Source organism: Streptomyces sp. NBC_01233 (assembly GCF_035989305.1).
Taxonomy (GTDB): domain Bacteria; phylum Actinomycetota; class Actinomycetes; order Streptomycetales; family Streptomycetaceae; genus Streptomyces.
Window position 1 is genome coordinate 2711749 of record NZ_CP108514.1, and the last position, 17908, is coordinate 2729656.

15 protein-coding genes and 1 riboswitch are annotated in these 17908 nt (G+C 71.9%); of the genes, 4 read left to right on the top strand and 11 right to left on the bottom strand.

What is annotated here, in order from left to right; all coding sequences use genetic code 11:
• The first annotated feature begins 52 nt into the window (after nt 1–52).
• Nucleotides 53–1849 (top strand): AMP-dependent synthetase/ligase, encoded by a 1797-nt coding sequence (locus OG332_RS12615; protein WP_327413546.1) that lies wholly within the window; start codon nt 53–55, stop codon nt 1847–1849.
• A gap of 175 nt (nt 1850–2024) precedes the next feature.
• Complete coding sequence (locus tag OG332_RS12620) at nt 2025–2549, top strand: Vgb family protein (protein WP_327413547.1); 525 nt, start codon at nt 2025–2027, stop codon at nt 2547–2549.
• Nucleotides 2550–2616: 67 nt separating this feature from the next.
• On the opposite strand, the gene OG332_RS12625 is transcribed toward OG332_RS12620, so the two are convergent.
• From OG332_RS12625 to OG332_RS12665, 9 genes are all read right to left on the bottom strand, one after another.
• On the bottom strand, nt 2617–4104 hold the full coding sequence (locus OG332_RS12625) for a Dyp-type peroxidase (protein ID WP_327413548.1): 1488 nt from the start codon (nt 4102–4104) through the stop codon (nt 2617–2619).
• 101 nt (nt 4105–4205) lie between these two features.
• Nucleotides 4206–4877, bottom strand: a complete 672-nt coding sequence (locus OG332_RS12630; protein ID WP_327413549.1) for an FAD-dependent oxidoreductase — start codon at nt 4875–4877, stop codon at nt 4206–4208.
• Nucleotides 4878–4983: 106 nt separating this feature from the next.
• Nucleotides 4984–6600 carry a GMC oxidoreductase gene (locus tag OG332_RS12635; protein ID WP_327413550.1) on the bottom strand — a complete coding sequence of 539 codons (1617 nt, stop codon included), beginning with the start codon at nt 6598–6600 and terminating at the stop codon, nt 4984–4986.
• Nucleotides 6601–6757: 157 nt separating this feature from the next.
• On the bottom strand, nt 6758–7900 hold the full coding sequence (locus OG332_RS12640; protein ID WP_327413551.1) for a glycosyltransferase family 4 protein: 1143 nt from the start codon (nt 7898–7900) through the stop codon (nt 6758–6760).
• Nucleotides 7901–7923: 23 nt separating this feature from the next.
• Nucleotides 7924–9042 carry a hypothetical protein gene (locus tag OG332_RS12645; RefSeq protein WP_327413552.1) on the bottom strand — a complete coding sequence of 373 codons (1119 nt, stop codon included), beginning with the start codon at nt 9040–9042 and terminating at the stop codon, nt 7924–7926.
• Nucleotides 9043–9111: 69 nt separating this feature from the next.
• A complete protein-coding gene (locus tag OG332_RS12650) occupies nt 9112–10173 on the bottom strand; it encodes a C40 family peptidase (protein WP_327413553.1) in 1062 nt (353 codons plus the stop codon).
• A gap of 221 nt (nt 10174–10394) precedes the next feature.
• Nucleotides 10395–11423, bottom strand: a complete 1029-nt coding sequence (locus OG332_RS12655; RefSeq protein WP_327413554.1) for a C40 family peptidase — start codon at nt 11421–11423, stop codon at nt 10395–10397.
• Nucleotides 11424–11675: 252 nt separating this feature from the next.
• A complete protein-coding gene (locus tag OG332_RS12660; protein ID WP_327419203.1) occupies nt 11676–13040 on the bottom strand; it encodes an NYN domain-containing protein in 1365 nt (454 codons plus the stop codon).
• Nucleotides 13041–13080: 40 nt separating this feature from the next.
• Nucleotides 13081–13320: a hypothetical protein gene (locus OG332_RS12665; protein ID WP_008738811.1), complete on the bottom strand. Its 240-nt coding sequence runs from the start codon at nt 13318–13320 to the stop codon at nt 13081–13083.
• A 188-nt stretch (nt 13321–13508) separates the two neighbouring features.
• On the opposite strand from OG332_RS12665, the gene OG332_RS12670 reads away from it, so the two are divergent.
• The gene (locus OG332_RS12670; protein ID WP_442816147.1) at nt 13509–14231 is read left to right on the top strand and encodes a rhomboid family intramembrane serine protease; all 723 of its coding nucleotides are present in this window, start codon (nt 13509–13511) and stop codon (nt 14229–14231) included.
• A complete protein-coding gene (locus OG332_RS12675; protein WP_008738815.1) occupies nt 14228–14509 on the top strand; it encodes an Lrp/AsnC family transcriptional regulator in 282 nt (93 codons plus the stop codon). The genes OG332_RS12670 and OG332_RS12675 overlap by 4 nt, the downstream gene beginning before the upstream one ends.
• A gap of 346 nt (nt 14510–14855) precedes the next feature.
• On the opposite strand, the gene OG332_RS12680 is transcribed toward OG332_RS12675, so the two are convergent.
• Both OG332_RS12680 and trpD read right to left on the bottom strand, forming a co-directional pair.
• On the bottom strand, nt 14856–16247 hold the full coding sequence (locus OG332_RS12680; RefSeq protein ID WP_327413556.1) for an aminotransferase class V-fold PLP-dependent enzyme: 1392 nt from the start codon (nt 16245–16247) through the stop codon (nt 14856–14858).
• Between the two features lie 230 nt (nt 16248–16477).
• Nucleotides 16478–16594, bottom strand: a riboswitch (SAM riboswitch).
• Nucleotides 16595–16690: 96 nt separating this feature from the next.
• The gene (gene trpD / locus OG332_RS12685) at nt 16691–17755 is read right to left on the bottom strand and encodes an anthranilate phosphoribosyltransferase (RefSeq protein ID WP_327413557.1); all 1065 of its coding nucleotides are present in this window, start codon (nt 17753–17755) and stop codon (nt 16691–16693) included.
• Between the last annotated feature and the right edge of the window lie 153 nt (nt 17756–17908).

The window sequence follows — 17908 nt, forward strand, 5'->3', positions numbered from 1 at the left end:
TAACGTCCGGTCGGTCCACATGGTGGCGATGGCGCCCAGAGGAGCAGCAGTCTTGCGCGAGTTCAGCCTTCCGGCCCTGTACGAGGTCCCGTCGGACGGGAACCTGACGGATCTCATCCGCCGCAACGCCGCTCAGCATCCAGACACCGCCGTCATGAGCCGCAAGGTCGACGGCCGGTGGCAGGACGTGACCGCGACCGAGTTCCTCGCCGAGGTCCGGGCCGCGGCCAAGGGCCTCATCGCGGCCGGCATCCGGCCCGGCGACCGGGTCGCCCTCATCTCCCGCACCCGCTACGAGTGGGTGCTGTTCGACTTCGCGATCTGGAGCGCGGGCGGCGTCACCGTCCCCGTGTACGAGACCAGCTCCCCCGAGCAGGTCCAGTGGATCCTCGGCGACTCCGGCGCCGTGGCGGTCGTCGTGGAGAGCCCGGCGCACAGCGCGTCCGTGGCCTCGCTGCGCGACCGGCTGCCGGAGCTGCGCGAGGTCTGGGAGATCGAGCAGGGTGCGCTGGAGACGCTGAAGGCCGCCGGCGCGGAGATCTCCGACGCCGAGGTCGAGGAGCGCAGCAGCCTCGCCAACGCCGACGACCCGGCCACCATCGTCTACACCTCGGGCACCACCGGCCGCCCCAAGGGCTGCGTGCTGACCCACCGCAACTTCTTCGCCGAGTGCGGCAACGTGGTGGAGCGCCTGAGCCCGCTCTTCCGCACCGGCGAGTGCTCCGTGCTGCTCTTCCTCCCGGCCGCGCACGTCTTCGGGCGCCTGGTGGAGGTGGCGGCCGTACTGGCGCCGATCCGCCTGGGCTGCGTTCCGGACATCAAGAACCTGACCGACGAGCTGCAGGCCTTCCGGCCCACGCTGATCCTCGGCGTGCCGCGCGTCTTCGAGAAGGTCTACAACTCGGCGCGCGCCAAGGCGCAGGCCGACGGCAAGGGGAAGATCTTCGACGCCGCCGCCGAGACGGCGATCGCCTACAGCCGGGCGCTCGACGCCCCCGGTGGCCCGTCCTTCGGCCTGAAGCTCAAGCACAAGATCTTCTCCAAGCTGGTCTACAGCAAGCTGCACACGGTGCTCGGCGGGCGCGGCGAGTACGCGATCTCCGGCGGCGCCCCGCTGGGCGAGCGGCTCGGCCACTTCTTCCGCGGCATCGGCTTCACCGTGCTGGAGGGCTACGGCCTGACGGAGTCCTGCGCGGCCACGGCCTTCAACCCGTGGGACAAGACGAAGATCGGTACGGTCGGCCAGCCGCTGCCGGGCTCCGTGGTGCGCATCGCGGACGACGGCGAGGTGCTCCTGCACGGCGAGCACATCTTCAACGGGTACTGGCAGAACGAGACGGCTACCGCCGAGGCGCTGACCGACGGCTGGTTCCACACCGGCGACGTCGGCACCCTCGACGAGGACGGCTACCTCGCGATCACCGGGCGCAAGAAGGAGCTCATCGTCACCGCGGGCGGCAAGAACGTCGCGCCCGCCGTGATCGAGGACCGGATCCGGGCGCACGCGCTGGTCGCGGAGTGCATGGTCGTCGGCGACGCGAGGCCGTTCGTGGCGGCCCTCGTCACCATCGACGAGGAGTTCCTGGGCCGCTGGGCGGCCGAGAACGGCAAGCCGGCCGGGGTGACCGCGGCCGAGCTGCGTGAGGACGCGGACCTCGTCGCCGCCGTCCAGAAGGCCGTGGACGACGGCAACGCGGCGGTGTCCAAGGCGGAATCGGTGCGGAAATTCCGCATTCTGCCCTCCCAGTTCACGGAGGAGTCGGGTCACATCACGCCGTCGCTGAAGCTGAAGCGCAACGTGGTGGCCAAGGACTTCGCGGACGAGATCGAGGCGCTCTACCGGGGCTAGTGCTGTGACCGGCAAGGTTCACCGGGTCACAGCACCAGGCGGCGCCGCGCGGTGATCCCGGGCCGTCGCGCCCGGCGTGGGGCGATCTTTGGGCTAACCTCGGCCACGACGGGCATTCCGGTCATTTCGAGGAAGCCTGGTGAGGTGGGCGCGGCTCCTGGTTGGGGGGGGGTGGATGCCCCTCCCCCGGCTGGGCAGCACACGCGAGTTGGTCATCGGGCCCGACAACGTATGGGTCTCCCGGCAACTCGAGGACCGCGTCCTGCGCGTATCCACGACCGGCCGCGTGGTGGGAACCACCGACTTCCCCGAAGACAGCGGACCCCACGGCATCGACGTGGACCGGCGCAGCCATGTCTGGGTCACCGAGGAGGCCGGCGCCGCGTACGCCGAACTCGACCCCGTCACGGGCCTCATCACCGAGCACCGCACCGATGTCGAGGGTGCCAAGCTGGCTGCGCTGGACTTCGACTGCTTCGGCAACCTGTGGGTCCGGTACAACCTGCCCGGACTGATCGACCGCGTCCGCCCGGACCTGACCGTCAGCCGCTGCACACTGCCTACCACCGCCCCGGTCGGCCACCGCATCATCTCCGGCCCGGACGGCTCCATGTGGTTCACCGAACTCGCTGCCGACACCGTCGGCTCCATCACCACCGGCTGTCCCACCCCGCGCCGGCGTCCCGAGCCGACAGTGTGAGCCCGGACTTGTAGCAGCCCCGGCGGCTCCACCCGGAACCCTCGGGTGGAGCCGGATGTGCAGCGCGCTACGCGCCGGCCTTCTTGAGGAAACTCAGGCTGGGCATGAAGAAGTACTCGCCGCCCTTCATCATGACCGATTGCTTCAGAGTGGCCTTGATCCGCTCATCCTCGCCGTGCTTCTTCGGCCATTCCTGTTCTGTCACCCCACCCTGACCGATGATCGGGTCGAGCCCGGTGTCCAGGGCGCCCGCCGGATTCGGTTTCACCTCGGGACGCAGGAATTCGGAGTTGTTGCACCAGGACTTCTGCATGAACTCGAACTGGTTCTGGATGTTGCCCTGAGCACACAGGAACAGCAGGCCGACCTTTCCGTCCCTTTCGAAGCTGATGCCCCGGCGGACGATGCGGACGTCCCGTTCAAGCGGGCTCCCGGTTTCGCCCCGCGGGTTGGTCTTGCGGATGTGCGACTGGAACGGGCACTTGTCGCCGTTCAGGTCCGTCTCGTAGTTGAAGTTGTTCGGGATGTCCTTGCCGACTCCGCTCTCCGAGGCGTACTCCACCACCGGAGCGCCGTCGCGGAAACGTCCCACCATGTAGGCGCCGGCAAGCTCCTTGTCGGACTCGTTGGCCGCTTCCCGGCCGTCCGCATGGGCGATCGCGGCGGCCAGGACGAACCTGTCGTGCATGAACTGGGGGACGTTCTGTTCGAGCTTGCGGTAGACGAAGTAGGAGCCGTATCCGGTCTCCTTGTCGCCACCCGGGTCCTTGACCAGGGCCAGCCCCAGCGGGGCCGTGGGGTCATACCGGAACTTCCCGACGGGCTTCGCCTTCTCGACGTCCGCGGCGTAGAACAAAGGCTGACTGACCCCGTCGACGAACCCGAAGTGCTCCCTGACCGGGCCGTTCTCCCCGTAGCGCAGGACGGTGCCGATCTCTCTGTGCACGACCCTTCCGCCGTTCTTCCCCACCTCGTCGCTGATCCGCTCGGCCTCCTGCGCGACCTCGGCCGGGCTGTCGTCAGCGACGCTGACGAGGGCGTGCAGGTCCTGCTGGAACCCGGTCTCCCACTGGTCGCGCCCGGCGGGAGCCGTGACCGGAGGATCGCCGAGCATGGTGATCGTCTCCTCGGCCTGCGCGCCGCGCACGAACGCCGCGTCCTGCGGGATCCGTCCCGCCGGCATGCCGAGCCTGTCGTACCCCTTCTTGGACAGCAGCACGTTGATGAAGACGTCACCCGCCTGCTTCTCGAGTCGTGCCTCGCGCCAGGCTGCCGGATTGGACTGTTTCTCCGCTTCGGCGAAGATCTTGCGCCGTTGCAGCGAGTCCTTCCACTGCTTCGACGCCGATGTCACGCGGCCCGCCATGGAGACGAGCCACCCCTTTGCCTTGGCCGGGTCCGTGAACTGGATGAACAGGTGCTGGCTGTGGTCACGCCCGTGGCTCTTGAGGATGTTGCCCTGGATGTCCTTCAGGTACTTGTCGAGGTCGGACGGGAGGTCGGAGGAGGGGTCCTTCGGTCCGATCGGCGACTTGTTCGAGAGGTCGAGCGACATGGCGTACCACTCCGTCGGTGAGAGAACAGGGAGCCCGGGGACAGCGGGCTCTGATCTCCGTTCCCATGCCGGTCGCGACGGCTAACGGGTCAGGTGTGCAATTACTCCGGGTGCCCGGGGGAACCCAACGCATGGCCTTCGTCGCTTGACAGGACGGCGGCCTCGGTCGCTGAGGTCGTTGAGCGGCCGGCATTCAGGCCGATGTCCTCCCACCATGGTCGGTCGTAGGCGAGGAAGAGCTTGGAGGCCGGCCACGGTCCCGCCCTCTGCCACGAACCGCCGAACGAGCTCCTCGGGCATCGTCTGGTGCCGGCGGCGTCGGGGACGAAACACTCGATGTCGGACAGGAGCGCGTCGTCCGGCGTCCTGCCCCGGATTGCGGCCGGCACGTCGTAGGGCACGACCTCCGGGTCGGAGTACTGGGGCAGGGTGAAGCGGCGCTGGCGCAGGTAGGCGAGGTTCTGCGGCTCGTCGACCGGGAAGGGACCTGACGGCAACCCGAGATGATCCACGAGGTCGGCCACGACCGGATGGTTGCTCAGGTATCGCATCCCCCCGAGCCCGGCGTGCAGGTGCGGCATACCGGGCGGGGTTACGGAGAAGAGACGGCCGCCGACGCGCTCGCTGCCCTCGAACAGGCCCACCGCGAGGGGACTGCCGCGCCGCCGCCGAAGCTCTTCCAGCACGCTGCTGTGCCCGGCTTCCGGGCCGAGCAGACGCCAGGCGGCGTACGCGCCGGACACCCCGGCGCCGATGACCGCAACGTCGATCACGCCGTGCCCGCCCTCCACCGGGGTGGCCTGCTCCGGCCTCGTGGGCAGATCTCGCCGCCGGCGGGCCGACGGGCGAGCCGCAGGGGCGCGCTCTGCTCGGCCCCTGTCACCTGGGGTCCTCGGCGAGGATCCGCGCCATGTTCCGCTCCGCGAGGGCGGTGATGGTCACGAACGGGTTCACGCCGAGCGACCCGGGGATCAGGGAGCCGTCCACGACGTACAGCCCCTGGTAGCCCTTCGCCCGTCCGTACGCGTCGGTGGCCTCGCCGAGTACGCAGCCGCCGAGCGGGTGGTAGGTGAAGTTGTCGGCGAAGGCCTTGTTGCCGCCGAAGAGGTCGTACCGGTACATCGTGAAGTTCCGCCGGTTGATGCGGTCGAAGAGGTTCTTCGCCGCGTTGACCGAGGGCGTGTTCTGGTCCCTGCGCCAGTTGAGGCGGGCCGAGTCGGTGGCGGCGTCGTAGGTGAAGTGCCCGCGCTCCGGATTCTTCGTGATGGCCAGGTACATCGAGATCCAGTGCTCCAGCCCCATGGGGAGCGGGGCTATCTCGGCGAAGACCGGGTTGGCCGCGTTGTCCCAGTCGTCGATGCCCATGGCGGGCATGGTGGCCTGGTTGGCGCCGACCGTGTCCCAGAGGTGGTTGGCGCGGGCGGTCATGACGTTGCCGTTCGGGCCCCAGCCGCGCCCGACCTTGCCGTCGAGCGCGGGCAGCGTCCCGGTCTCGCGGGCCCGCAGCAGGATCTCGGTGGTGCCGAGGCTGCCCGCTCCGAGGAAGAGCTGCCTGCAGCCGAGCTCGCGGACCTGGGTGACCCGCCCGGTCACGTCGCTGGTCTGCACGGTCAGCACGTACCCCCCGGCGGGGTCCTGCCGTACGCCGACCACGCGCTGCATGGTCTCGATGGTGACGTTGCCGGTGCCGAGGGCGGCGGCGAGGTAGGTCTTGTCGACGCTCTTCTTCCCGTGGTTGTTGCCGTAGATGACCTCCCCGGCCAGCGCCGACCGGGGGGCGGTGCCGGCCGCCTCGCGCTTCATGTACGCGAAGTCGTAGACGTTGGGGACGAAGACGGTCTTCAGGCCGGTGTTCTGGGCGTGCTTGCGGGAGATCCGGGCGAAGCGGTACCACTCCGTGGACTCGAACCAGGCCGGGTCGATGTCGTTGACGCCGAGCATGGCGCGGGCTCGGGGGTAGTACGTGCCGTACATCTCGTCGGCGTTGACCCGGGGCAGCACCTCGGTGAAGTACGAGCGGCGCGGCGTGGGCGCCATGCCGCCGTTGACCAGCGAGCCTCCGCCGACGCCTCGGCCCACGTACACGGACATGTCGCCGAAGTTCACCCGGTCCAGCACCCCCGGGTACGGGCTGATGTCGCGGTTGACCACGTCGAGCCAGAGGAACTGGGCGAGCGGGGCCTCCGTGCGGGTGCGGAACCACATGGAGCGGTGGTCGGGCGCGGAGGTGGAGGGGAAGACCTTGCCGTCGGGCCCGGCGGTGTCCCAGAGCCGGCCCATTTCGAGGACGACGGTCCGCACGCCCGCCTGCCCGAGCCGCAGCGCGGCGACGGCGGAGCCGTAACCGGAGCCGACGACCATGGCGGGCGCGTACTGGGCCGCGGCCGGCTCGGCAGCGGCGGCGGAGGCCAGGCCGATCCGTGTGAACCCGAGGGCGGAGGCGGTCGAGAGTGCGCCGAGTCCCAGGAGGTGACGGCGCGTCAGATTGGGTGTCATGGCCGCATCATGGGCGGAATCCAGCCGTCCGCCCAGACGCGGTATTGACAGACATCTGAGGAACAGTCAGACGTGGCGCTGCGCGGAGCCTGCCCCCGCCCCGCCCTTCCGCCGTTTCCCGGGGCTCCGCCCCGGCAGCGGCGGCACGGCCGGAGAACTACAGCAGCTCGCGCAGGCGGTCCGCCAACAGGTCCCAGCGCCACTTCTCCTCGACCCACTCACGGCCCCGCTCGCCCATCCGGCGGCGCAGTTCGGGGTCCCGCAGGAGGGCGACGATCCGGTCCGCCGCGTCGTAGGGGGCGCCGCCCCGGACGACCCAGCCCGTCTCGCCGTCCAGCACCGCGTCCGGCGCCCCGCCGGAGTCGCCCGCGATCACCGGCAGGCCCGTGGCCGAAGCCTCCAGGTAGACGATGCCGAGCCCCTCCACGTCCAGCCCGCCCCGCCGGGTCCGGCACGGCATCGCGAAGACGTCGCCCGCGCCGTAGTGGGCGGGCAGTTCGGACCACGGGACCGCCCCCGTGAAGACCACCGAGTCCGCGACCCCGGTCGAGGCGGCCAACGCGCGCAGGTCCGCCTCGTACGGCCCCCCGCCCACGATCAGCAGCACCGCGTCCGGCACCGCCGCCAGGATCCGCGGCATCGCCTCGATCAGCGTGTCCTGCCCCTTGCGGGGAACGAGGCGCGAGACGCAGACGACCACCGGCCGGTCGGTCAGCCCGAGCCGCGCCCGGACCTCCGCCCCGCCCGACTCCGGGTGGAAGGTCTTCTCGTCCACCCCCGGCGGGAGCTGCACCATCCGGGCCGCCGCCCGGTCCGTCACCGCGGAGGCGATCCGCGAGCGCGTGTACTCCCCCAGGTAGGTCAGCGTGTCCGTGCCCTCGCCGATCCGCCGCAGCAGCTGCCGCGCCGCCGGCAGCTGGGCCCAGCCCGCCTCGTGCCCGTGCGTGGTCGCCACGATCCGCCGGGCGCCCGCGCGCCGCAGCGCCGGGCCCATCAGACCGAGGGGGGCCGCCGCCCCGAACCACACGGACTCGCATCCGTGTTCGCGCAGCAGGCCCACCGCCCGCCGCGTCACGCGCGGGGTCGGCAGCAGCATCGTCGTACGGTCGCGGACCACCTGGAACGGCTGCTCCGCGTCGAAGGCGGCGGTGGCCTCGCGGCCCTCCGCGCCGTGCTTCCACGTGGAGGCGTAGACGACGATCCGGTCGGAATCCAGCCTCAGCGCCATGTTGTGCAGGAAGGCCTGGATGCCGCCCGGTCGCGGCGGGAAGTCGTTGGTCACGATCAGCGTCTTGTGCATCGCTGCCAACGTACCGGACGCCCTCAGCGGAACTCCTTCCGCAGGGCCTCCTGCCACTCCTTCGTCAGCCCGGCCGGGTCCGTCCCGAGCGCCTCCCGCAACGCCGTCGGCCACGGCTCACGCCCCGCCTTCTCGTACAGGTCCACCAGCGCCGCCCCGCCCCACCGGTCCGCGATCAGCCGGCAGGCCAGCCACGCCCCCTCGTACGCCCTGGCCAGCGCCTCCGGGTCGCCGCCGAAGGCGAAGTCCTCCGCCCGCGCAAGCCCGGCCGGCACCTCGCCGCGCCGTACCGCCCGGGCCAGCGCCGGGGCTCCCTGCTCCGGGGTGGTGGAGGCGGCGCGGTACGCCGCCCAGTCCGCGAAGCCCTCGGAGAGCCACAGCGGGGTCGTGGCGGAGGTCGCCGACCGGGTGGCCACGTGGGTGACCTCGTGGGTGAGGATGACCCGCCGGCCCGCCTCGCCCAGCTCCGCGTACCCCTCCGGGTTGATCACCACCCGGTCCGCGGGGGCCGGTCCGGCGCCGACCCGGCCGGTGGTGACGGCGCCCATGCCCCGGTACTCGTCGGCGGGCCGGCCCAACAGCTGCGCCATCCGCTCCAGGGATCCGGGGACCAGCACGACCACCCGTCCCGCCCAGGGCCCGGGCCAGGCCGCGCTCGCCGCGGGCACCGCCCGATCGGCCTCGGCGGCGATCCCGGCCAACGCCTCGGGTGACTGCCCGGCGCCGCCCAGGACCAGGGAGTGCGCACCCCGGGCCACCGACACCGGGCCCTGGTCCCACAGCTGCGGCGGCGCGCCCGGTGCGGGCCGGTCGGCCCGCACCAGCCAGGGCCCGCCGCCCGCCGCGCGTTCGAGTTCCAGCTCGCGCACCGAGCCGCCGGGGGCCGTGTCGTAGCCGGCCAGCCGGTAGCGCAGCTCGGCCCGTACGAGGGCCCGTGCGCCGTCCTGCCGCACCGAGGCGACCTCGTACGTCCAGTCGTCGAGGGGGATCCCGGAGAGCGCCTCGGGCGGCACCCGCGACCAGTCGGCCACGGCCCGGCGGACGTCGCGCCCGGTGGTGTCGGCGGGCCGCGCCGCGCAGCCTGCGAGCAGCACGCACAGCAGGAGCGGCAGTACGCGGACGAGACGGCGACCCGGGAGCATCCGCCGATCGTACGCACGGTCCGCACGAGGGGTCCCGGACCGGGGCCGGGGGCGGGGCCGCGAGCGCGGTCAGGGGCGGGTCACCGACGAGACGGGCATCATCCCGACGGGGTCGTAGCGCACCCGGGCCCCCGGGTACGGGGCGTGCACCACCTGGCCGTTGCCGACGTACATGCCGACGTGGCTGGCGTCCGAGCGGTACGTCACCAGGTCGCCCGGGCGGGCCTGCGACAGCGGCACGTGCCGGCCGGCGTGCCGCTGGGCCTGCGAGGTGCGCGGCAGCGAGACCCCCGCCTGCCGGTACGACCAGACCATCAGCCCGGAGCAGTCGAAGCCGGAGGGGCCGGTGGAGCCCCACACGTAGGGGCGGCCGACCGCCGACCGGGCCGCCATCACGGCGGCCGCGGCGCGCCCCGAGGACGGGCCGAAGGAGGGCATCTCGGGCAGCTCCTCGGCGCGGCCGCCGGAGCGCGAGGAGCGCTCGAAGTCGGCCCGTTCCTCGGACGGCATGGTGTTGAGCAGCCGCCGGGCGGCGGCGAGCTTCGCGGTGACGGAGCGCTTGTGCCGGGCCACGTCGGAGCGCAGGGCGTCGAGTTCGGCGAGTTTGCGGGAGGCCTCCCGGCGCTCCTGGCCGAGCTCGCGCTGCTCCTCGCGGAGTTCGTCGAGCTGCCGGGCCTGACGGCCGGTCAGCCGGTCGAGGGCGGCGGCCTGCTCCAGGTACGCGTCGGGGTCCTCGGCCAGCATCAGGCCGATGGCGGGGTCGATGCCGCCACTGCGGTACTGGGCCCCGGCGAAGGTGCCGAGGACGCCCCGCATGGTGTTGATGCGCTCCTGTCCGCGGGCCACCGCCTCCTGGGCCCGGTTGACCTCGGCGCGCAGCCGGTCGGCCTTCTCGCCCGCCTCGTTGAAGCGCTCGGTGGCCTGTTCGGCCTCTTCGAAGAGCCGGTCGACCTGGGCGCTGACGCCCGTCCTCGCTGCGCCGCCGGGCTCGTACGGGAGGCCGGGGGCGGCGCTCGCGGGTGCCCCCGCCATGACGGCCGCGGCCGTGGCCGCGGCGGCGGCGGCGGTGAGGACGGTGACCTTCGTGTTCCGGTCGAGGCTGCCGAGCCCGCTCCGGCGATGGGACGCCACGTGAAACCGCTCCCTTCCGCTGTGTGTGGCCCGGGTCCGCCCGCCGTGGACGGCCTTGTGCCGGGTTCCGCGCTGGCAGACAGTAGCCGGACGGTCACATGCCGACCAACGGCCGTCGGAGGGCACACACGGCGACGCCCCGCAGGAGACGCAGGTCACCGGCGGGGCGTGTGGTCGCAAAGGGGCCGCGGAATTCGCCCGGATGGGCGGTGTGCGGCGCGTCAGCCGACGCGGACGCCGAACTGGAACGGCATGTTGTCCATGGACTCGTACTTGATGCCGCTGCGCGGGTTCGAAGCGTGCAGCGTCATGTTGTTGCCGGCGTAGAGGCCGACGTGGTGCAGGTCGTCGTAGAAGAAGACCAGGTCGCCGGGCTGGAGCTGGCTGCGGCTGATGCGGGTGCCGTCATTGATCTGAGTGAAGGTGGTGCGGCTGATGCTGACGCCGGCCTGCTTGTACGCCCACTGCGTCAGCCCGGAGCAGTCGTAGACGTTGGGCCCGGTGCCGCCGGACTGGTAGGTGAAGCCCAGCTTGGTCTTCGCGGCGGCGAGGGCGGCTCCGGCGCGGCCGGAGGCGCTGACGTTGCCGAGGTCGACGCGCTGGCTGTCGGCGCGGCTGGCGCGCACCTCGTCGTCCTTGAGGGCCGCGCGCTCCTGCGCGGTCAGGGTGTTGAGCAGGGCCTGGGCCGCGGCGAGCTTCTCCGTGGAGACCTTCTTCTTCTCGCCGAGCTCCTTGCGGGTGGCGTCGAGGTCGGCGAGCTTGCCGGCGGCCTCCTGGCGCTGCTGCGCGAGGCTGCGCTGCTTGGCCTGGATCTTCTGGACCGCCTCGACCTGCTTGCCGCTCAAGTGCTCCAGGGAGGAGGCCTTGTCGAGGTAGCTGTCGGGGTCCTCGGAGAGGAGGAGGGCGAGGGAGGGGTCGATGCCGCCGTTGCGATACTGGGCGCTGGCCATCGAACCGAGGGTGCTGCGCAGCTCGTTGAGGTCGCCCTGGCCGCGAGCGACCTGGTCCTGGAGCTGGGCTATCTCCTTCTCCAGCTTCTCCTGGCGCTCCTTGGCCCCGTTGAACTTCTCGGTGGCCTGCTCCGCCTCTTCGTAGAGGGCGTCGACCTGGGTCTTGACCTCGTCCTTGCTCGGCTTGGCCGGAGCGGCGGAGGCGCTCTGGGAGGTGAGGGCCACCACGGCGGCGGCGGTGGCGCCGAGCACGGTCACACGAGTGCGGTTCGGCTGCTTGGGTCGACGGTGGGACGCCACGGAGGCGAGCTCCTTCTTCCTAGAGCCACCGAAGAACGCAACTCGGCAGCACCTCCGCCGCCACTCCGAATGAGTGATCTACCGCACGAAGGTTTGACCGCACCCTAGTGACCTTGCTGTGATCAGTTCAAATCCCGCCGGGTAAAAACCCGCTCTCCGACCAGGTTCTTTACCTACAGCGCACGCTCTGTGCCGGGCACTTGACGGTACGTTCACTGCGGCGCCGGTCAATTCCGGCATTCCGGCGGGTAGTTACGAAACGCGCGAAAGCCGCTTCAGGAGCAAAGCGGACGTCACGGGCCGCGCACCCGCCTTGGCCACCCCGTCGGCGACCTCCCGGTCCGTCGAGACCACGACCACCGGCCGGCCGGGCGGTTCGGCGCGCACCAGCTGACGGATCAGCTCGTCCGCCGTCACCCCCGCCTTGGAGAACAGCACCCGCACCCCGCGCGGCGGGGCGAGCAGCACCGGGGCCGCCAGTTCCGCCCCGTCGAAGACACAGGTCATCTCCGCGCCCGTCTGCGCGGCCAGCATCGACAGCCCGCCCAGCAGCCGCAGCCGCTGCTTCTCCAGCGGCATCGTCGGATAGCCGGTCTTGGTCACGTTGTAGCCGTCGACCACCAGATGTGCCTGGGGCAGCGCCAACAACTGGTCCAGCAGCGCCGGATCCGTCTCGGACAGGGCGCGCGCCGCGATGTCCTTCGGCGTCATCCGGCCCGGCTCCACCGCGTCCACGGTGTCGGCCGGGCGCGTGTTCACGGGCGGCAGCGCCAGCTCGCGGCGCAGTCCCTGGGCCGCGTCCAGCACGGTGTCCAGCAGCAGCCGCAGCCGCATGTCCTCGATGCTGCGCCCCTCGCGGGTGGCCCGGCGCGAGGTCTCCAGCGCCGCCTCCACCTCCGCGAGGCGGGACTTGAGCCGCCGGCTCTCGCTCTCGGCGGCGGCCACCCGGGTGGCCGCGTCGCCGCGGATCCCGTCGACCTCGGCGGTCAGCTTGCGCAGGGCCGCCTCGCCGCGCTTGACGTCGCTGAGGGCGCTGCGCAGCTTGCGCTGAAGCGATTCCGCTTCCTTGCGGGCCGCGTCCAGCTCCACGCGCACGTGCTCGCCGCCCGTGCGCTGCAGTTCCCGGGCGTGGGCCAGCTCCTCGCGCAGCCGCTCCAGCTCGCGCCGGGTCTCCTCGCCGACCCGCTCGGCGTCGGCGCGCTGCGCCTCCTCGCCCGCGGCGGCCACCAGCTTGACCCAGCCGGCCGGCCTCAGCACGAACGCGGCGGCCGCCACGTCCAGCGGATCCGCGGCGGCGGGCGGCGCACCCGACTCCAGCGCGGCGGCCAGCTCCGCCTGCGCCTCGCGCAGTTTCTCGGCGACCCGGCTGCGGAACACGGCGTCGGTCTCGACCGCCGTGGCCATGGCATTGCCCGCGAACTTGGCGCGCCGGGTCGGGGTGAAACGGGCGTACTGGCGCAACTGCGCCGGCAGGTCCGCGACCGTCAGTGCGCCGAAGGCGTCCGAGACGAGCGCGACGACCCGCCGCCGCACGCCTTCCGGCAGCGGGCGGTCGAGTGCCTCGGCGGCGTCGCCGGCCGCATCGGCCGGCTCAGCGCCGCTTGCTGGCTCCACAATCCGTCACCCCTACCGTGATCTACGTGTGGGCACGCCTCCGTCAGGAGTCCGCGCCCGGCCTGTCCACGAGCTCGATCTGGTCCACCGCGTTGCACCAGCGGCAGCGGACCGACTCGATGGTCTCATTGACCACCTCGCGTTCCTCGACCTTGGGCTCCCCGGCGAGGTCCAGGTGGACGTACTCGACGACCTTCGACGAACGGGTGACGTCGAAGCGCGTGAGGTTGCCGCACAGGGTGCAACGCCACCGGGTGGTGTCGGTCGGCAGGGGAACCGTCATCAGGCCGCTCTCTCCTTCGTAGCTGATTCAATTAAAGCCGTCCGCGCCGCCGTCCGCGCAGCTCTCCGCGTCTGTCTGCGTCTGTCTGCGTCTGTCTGCGTCTGTCTTCACCGGCCGGCGGACCGCAGCTCGTAACCCTACGGCCTGCCACCGCCTCAGGTGGGTCCCGTTGCGTCATGCTCTGTCACATGATCGTAAGGTGGCGGGCCGTACGCGAGGCTGCCCGGGGACCGGTGGTCACCCATGCGCTGATCGCGGGCTGCGGTGTGGTGTTCGTACTCGGTCCTGCCTCGGGGCTCAATCCGGTCTACGGGACGGGCGACGAGCTGCTGGCCGCCGGCACCGCGTACTTCCGGCGCTGGGGCGTGGTCCCGGACGAGCTCTTCACGGCCACCCCGCGCGCCTGGCTGACCCCGCTGACGGCGCTGTTCGTCCACGGCAGCTGGCTGCACCTGCTCGGGAACATGCTCTTCCTCTACGTCTTCGGGGCGATGGCGGAGGAGCGGATGGGCCGACCGGCGTTCCTCGTCTTCTACATCTGCACGGGGTACGTGGCGCTGGCGGCGTACGCGGCGGCCAACGCGGGATCCCCGCAGACCCTGGTGGGGGCGTCCGGAGCGATCTCGGCGGTCCTGGGCGCCTTCCTCTACCTGCTCCCGCGGGCGAGGGTGACGAGCCTGTTCCCCTTCCTGTTCTTCCTGCCGCTGCGGTTCCCGGCGTGGCTCGTGCTGCTGTTCTGGTTCGCCCTCCAATGGGTGGCCGCCCACCGGGCGGGAAGCGGCCCCGGGGTCGCGTACCTGGCCCACCTGGTGGGCTTCTCGGTCGGGTTCTTCTACGCGTGGGCCCGCTATCGGGGTACGACTAGAGTGAGGCGACCAGCGACGGCCACCGAGGGAGACAGCCAGCCGTGATCACCGCGATCGTGCTCATCAAGACCAGCGTGGACCGCATCCCCGAGATCGCCGAGTCCATCGCCGCGCTGGACAGCGTCAGCGAGGTCTACTCCGTCACGGGGACGTACGACCTGATCGCACTGGTCCGCGTGGCCCGCCACGAGAACCTGGCGGACATCATCCCCGGCCGCATCAGCAAGATCCCGGGCGTCGAGGCGACGGACACCCACGTGGCCTTCCGCACCTACTCCCAGCACGACCTGGAAGCGGCGTTCGCGATCGGCCTGGACGCGTAGAGCCTCCGGCGCGGTCTGCGGCCGGCCCGGGCTTCGCCCCGCCCCGATACCCGCGCGCGGCCCCGGCTTCGGTACGCCTCAAGCGCCGGCGGGGCTGGGACGGCGCCCTGAAGCAGGACCCGTAGGCCCGGCCGTCCCGGGGTCCCTCCGGGACGTCTCCTCGGCTCGCGCCTGCGGGCACGTCAAGGCCGCTGAGGGCGGTTGCGCGCTCGTCCTGCGGGGACGTCCCTGCGTGCCCCCGCTCCCCCACCCGCCTGCGGCACGCCGAGCCGGGGTGAAATTCCAGCCTCGCCGGCGTTTGAGGCGCGGGGTCCGGGGCGGAGCCCCGTGCGACGGCGCCGCACGCTCAGACGGCCGGGACGCAGCGGCCCTCCTCCGTGCGGTACTGCCACTTGGCGCCGTCCGCGACGAGCTCCTTCACCGCGCGGACGAAGCGCTCCACGTGCTCGTCCGGGGTGCCCGCGCCGAAGCTGACGCGGATCGCGTTCAGGGAGCGCTCCCCCGGGGCCGCCTCGGGGGCGCCGCATTCGCCCTGGGCCTGCGGCTCGCTGCCCAGGAGGGTGCGGACCAGCGGGTGGGCGCAGAACAGGCCGTCGCGGACGCCGATCCCGTACTCCGCGGACAGCGCGGCGGCGAAGTGGGAGCTGTTCCAGCCGTCCACGACGAAGGAGATGACGCCGACGCGCGGGGCCTCGTCCCCGAAGAGGGACAGGACGCGGACCGCCGGGACCTCCGCCAGGCCCTCGCGCACCTTCGCGATGAGGTGGCGCTCGCGGGCGACGAGGCTGTCGAAGCCCGCCCCGGTCAGGGCCTTGCAGGCCGAGGCGATGGAGTAGACGCCGATGACGTTCGGGGAACCGGCCTCGTGGCGGGCGGCCGTGGTGTGCCACTCGACGTCCACGCCGCCGTCCTCGCGCCGGGCCACCTTGCGGGAGGCACCGCCGCCCGCGAGGTACGGCTCGGCCTGCTGCAGCCAGTCCGCGCGGCCGGCGAGCACGCCCGAGCCGAAGGGCGCGTAGAGCTTGTGTCCGGAGAAGGCGACCCAGTCCACGTCCAGGTCCTGGACCGAGACGGGGTGGTGCGGGGCCAGCTGGGCGGCGTCCAGGACGATCCGCGCGCCGTGGGCGTGCGCGGCGGCGGCGAGTTCCTTCACCGGCCACAGTTCACCGGTGACGTTGGAGGCGCCGGTGACGCAGACCAGGGCCGGGCCGTAAGGCTCGCGGTCGGCGAGGGCCCGCTCCAGGGTGGCGACGGCCTCGTCCGGGGTGCGCGGGGCGTTGAGGTAGGTGACCTGCGCGTTCGTCCACGGCAGCAGCGAGGCGTGGTGCTCGGTCTCGAAGACGAACACCTGGCAGTCGGCGGGAAGCACGGCGGCGAGCAGGTTCAGCGAGTCGGTGGTGGACCGGGTGAAGATCACCTGGTCGGCGGGGCGGCAGTCGAGGAACTCGGCGACCGTGACCCGGCTCTGCTCGAAGAGGTCGGTGGAGAGCTGCGAGAGGTACCCGGCGCCGCGGTGCACGCTGCCGTAGTACGGGGCGTAGGCGGCCACGTCGTCCCAGACCCGCTGGAGCGCCGGGGCGCTGGCCGCGTAGTCCAGGGCCGCGTAGGTGACCTCGCCGCCGGTGACGAGCGGAACGGTGACGTCCCGGCCGAGCACCGGCAGCGGCTCGGCACAGGCGGGGCCCTCGGCGGTGTCGGTGGCGACGGAGGTGGTGGCGGCGTTCAGGAATGCGGACATGGCGGTATCTCCCGGCAGGCAGGGCTGAATGGCTTCGGTGTGTCCGTACGCGGGTGCGGCCGTGCGGCCGTCCGGGGTACGGGAAAGCCCTCGGGCCGGACCTGACGGTCGGCGGGGGTACACGGAAGTGACCCTGATCCGAGGGGTGAAGTAGGGGCGGAGTCGCCCTATCGCATTCGCTTGCTCACGGAAAACGCTCCTCGAGAAGACCAGGACCCCTGGTATCGAGGGATCCGCGCTTGCCGTAGGCCTTGCTGCCTACGACCTGGTCATCACCCGGGGCACCCCGCCACGGAAGGAGGGTTGCCGGACAGCAAGCCGGGGCCTAAACGCTGTCACTCGTGACCTGGTCAGCATCCTGCCACATGATCCTCCGCGCGCAAGACCCCGGTCCGAATGGCGGACCGGGGCCTTGGCTCGAAACGATCGGCGGGCCGTCGGGATCAGGCGTTGCTGGCCGCCACCCACCGCTCCAGTGCCGCACGCGCCGCACCCGAGTCGATGGACTCCGCCGCGCGGGTGATGCCGGCGGCGAGCTGCTCCTCCAGCGTGCCCGTACCGGGGTCCAGGGCCACCAGGGCCGCCGCCGAGTTCAGCAGCACGGCGTCGCGGACCGGGCCGGTCTCGCCGGCCAGCAGGCGGCGCGCCACGTCCGCGTTGTACGAGGGGTCGCCGCCGGCCAGCGCCGAGACGTCGACCAGGTCGATGCCGATGTCGCGCGGGTCGAAGACCTGCTCCGCCACCTTGCCGTCCCGGACCCACCACACCCGCGAGGTCGCCGTCGTGGTCAGCTCGTCCAGGCCGTCGTCACCGCGGAAGACCAGCGCGGAGGAGCCCCGTTCGGCGAGCACGCCCGCGATGATCGGAGCCATCCGGGGGTCGGCCACGCCGGTCGCCTGGGCGCGCACCCGGGCCGGGTTGGTCAGCGGGCCCAGCGCGTTGAAGAAGGTCCGGATGCCCAGTTCCTTGCGGGCCGCCGCCACGTGCCGCAGCGCCGGGTGGAACTTCACCGCGAAGCAGAAGGTGATGCCGGCCTCCTCGGCGACCTCCACGACCCGCGCCAGGCTGAGGTTGAGGTTCACCCCGAGCTTCTCCAGGACGTCCGAGGAGCCGCTCGCGGAGGAGGCCGCCCGGTTTCCGTGCTTGACGACCTTGGCACCGGTTCCGGCCACCACGACCGCCGACATCGTCGAGATGTTCACCGTTTTGGCCCCGTCGCCGCCCGTGCCGACGATGTCCACCGTCCGGCCCGGCACCTCGATCAGGTTGGCGTGCCCGTACATGGCCCGTACGAGGCCGTTGATCTCCGCGACCGTCTCCCCCTTCGCCCGCAGCGCGACGGTGAAGCCGGCGATCTGGGCGTCGGTGGCCTCCCCGCGCATGATCCGGTCCATGGCCCAGGCGGTGTCGTCCGCACGCAGGTCCTGGCCGGTCAGCAGAGCCTCGAGGACGCCCGGCCAGCCACGGGCCGCCACGCTGTCGCCGCCTGCCGGGGTCACCACGTTCATGGTCCGCTCCTGCTGCTCGTCAAGGTTTCCACGTCGGATGGGAACGGGTTCAGCCTATCCAGCCCCGAAGACGGCAAAGAGCCCCGTCCAGACACTGGACGGGGCTCTCGCCGTGGCGACACCAGGACTGACCTGAATCAGTCCCTCATTCGG